Annotated in this window: 1 protein-coding gene and 1 pseudogene; both read left to right on the forward strand. The window is 75.9% G+C overall.

Features of this window, described 5'->3' with window-relative positions; genetic code table 11:
* Window positions 1-341: hypothetical protein (locus E1285_RS46320; protein WP_207947293.1), on the forward strand; the 341-nt coding region annotated here is incomplete at its 5' end.
* An 89-nt stretch (window positions 342-430) separates the two neighbouring features.
* Window positions 431-2,470: pseudogene (locus tag E1285_RS44515) on the forward strand (hypothetical protein); the annotation flags it as partial.

Consider the following 2,470-nt stretch of genomic DNA (forward strand, 5'->3'; position numbering starts at 1 on the left):
TCGCCGTCCGGCTGGTGCGCAGCGACGACGACCGGCAGCTCACCCGGGCCGTGGACAGGGCCGGCCGCGAGTCGCGCATCGTCATCATCACCACCCCCGACATCAACGGCGCCGACACCATCGCCGCGGCCGCGGCCAGCGACCTGACCCTGGTCGTGGCCCAGCGCGGGCGGGCGCTGGACCGCGAGGTCGCGAGCGGTGTACTGGCCCTCGACCAGTCCGCCAACCCCGCACGTGGCATCGTGCTGACCGCACCGAGCCTCGGCGGCCCGCCACCCCGGGCCCCCGGGCGGACCCCAGACCGGACCCCACCCAGAGCCACAGCTCCCGGACGAGGTTGAGATGAACGGAACCGTCTGCGTGCAACGCGCGGTTAAAGTCGTGATGAACAGTCCGCCAAGCACGACACGGATCTATGAGGGGGATCGCCGTGGGAGCTGACCAGACGGCCGACCCGCAGGGAGGGCAGCTGCTGTCCCTGGTCCGGCGCTACATGGTGGCGCTGGTCGTCCTCGGCGTGCTCGGCGCGGGCGCGGGCATCGCCCTGGAGATCGCCGTGCCACCGCCCTACCAGGCCACGGCGACAGTGCTGGTCAGCCCGCTGGAGGGCAACCCGTACTCGCCGGAGGGGCGCGGCGACGACCTGGTGAACCTGCAGACGGAGGCGCAGCTGGTCGCCACCGACGGGGTCGGCAGGATCGTCCAGAAGAAGCTCGGGCGCGAGCCGGAGGGCGAGGTGGAGGTCACCGTCCCGCCCAACACCCAGGTGCTCACCCTGACCTACACCACCAACGGCTCGACGAAGGCCCGCGCGGGCGCGCAGGCGTACGCCGACGCCTACCTGGAGTACCGGACGCAGCGCGCCCAGGGCGTGGTGAACAACCAGATCGCCAAGCTGAAGACGCAGGCCGCAAAGGTCCAGCGGCAGCTCCAGCAGGCCAACCAGGAGATGGCGGCCTCCTCCGGCTCCCAGCGCGCCACCATGCAGCAGCGCGTCACCGCCTACACCAACCAGCTCGGCGTGATCGACGAGCAGTCCAACGACATCGCCAGCACGCCGCTCGACCCCGGCCAGGTCATCACCCCGGCGGACGCGCCGGCCGGGCCCGGCATCATCCGCAAGGCGCTGTACGGCACCGGCGGCCTGGTCCTGGGGCTGCTCGCCGGCTTTGTGATCATGCTGCTGCGGGAGCGGCTGAACCAGCGGCTGCGCAACGCCGATGCGGTCGAGGGCCTCGGCGTCCGGGCGCTGTCCACCATCCCGGCGGGCGGCCCGCCCGGCGACTCCCTCGCCCTGGTCAGCGCACCCAAGAGCCCGGTCGGCGAGGCCTACCGGCGGCTGCGCGCCGCGGTCGTGGCGACCGCGCCGCAGACCCCGGTGGCGCTGCTGGTCACCAGCGCCACCCCGGGCGGCAGCGCCCGGCTGGCCAGCGCCAACCTCGCGGTCTCGCTCGCCTTCGCCGGGGCCAAGACCATCATGATCGACGCGACCACCGAGGACGCCGACATGACCGGGCTGTTCGGCGCGCGTCCCGGCAAGGGGCTGTCCGACACGCTGCTCAGCGGCACCGACCCGGCGACCCTGCTCATCCACACCGACTCGCAGTTGCGGCTGCTCCCGCGCGGGCCGCGCGCCCTGGAGGCCGCGCACCGGTTCAGCGGGCCGCGCATGCGCGAGGCCGTGAAGGTGCTGCGCCGCCGCAGCGAGTACCTCGTCGTCAACGCCGCGAGCCTGCACGACGCCGACGCGCAGGCGCTGTGCACGTTCATGGACGCGGTCATCCTCGTCGTCAACCAGGGCGTGACTACCCGGGAGGAGCTGCGCCAGGCGTACGTGGAGGCCGAACGCGCCGGCGTCACCGTGCTCGGTGCCCTGCTGGAGCCGCCGGAGCCGCGCGGGGGAAGGCAGTCGCGTCCGGCCCCGTCCCGCCAGGCCCGCCCGCCGCGCGGCGGGGACGGCAGGGGCGGCGCCGAGGCGCGAACCCCCGAGCCCCGGACCCCGGAGACGCGCGCACCCGAGACCCGCACCGCGGGTGAGGCGCCGCTCGCCTGGGGCGGCGACGACCAGCAGGGGCCCGAGGAGGGCCGGCGGCCCGACCCGGCCGGCGACGCGGGCTACTGGTCCGGCAGGTCCCGCGACGAGGACGAGCAGGGCACGGCCGACCCGGCGTCCCTGACCACCCAGGCGCTGCCGCAGATCAAGCCGCAGCCGCGGTCCGCGGAGCCGCGGCCGGGCGCGTCCCGGCCGTCCCGCCAGCCCGGGTCGCGGCGCCCGGCGCCGCCGGCCGGCGGCGGGCGGCGGGGCACGCCGCCGTCCCTGGAGCCGCCCGCGGGGCCGGGCAAGCCCGTCGCCCCCAAGCCCGCCTTGCCGCCGGAGGTCACCCCGGGGACCGGCTCGGGGTCCGCGGCGTCCGGTTCGGCGCGGCCCCGCGGTAGCCGGGCGCGGCCGTCGGAGCCCGACCCCCCCGAC

Origin of the sequence: Actinomadura sp. 7K507, assembly GCF_004348425.1 — a bacterium.
GTDB lineage: Bacteria > Actinomycetota > Actinomycetes > Streptosporangiales > Streptosporangiaceae > Spirillospora.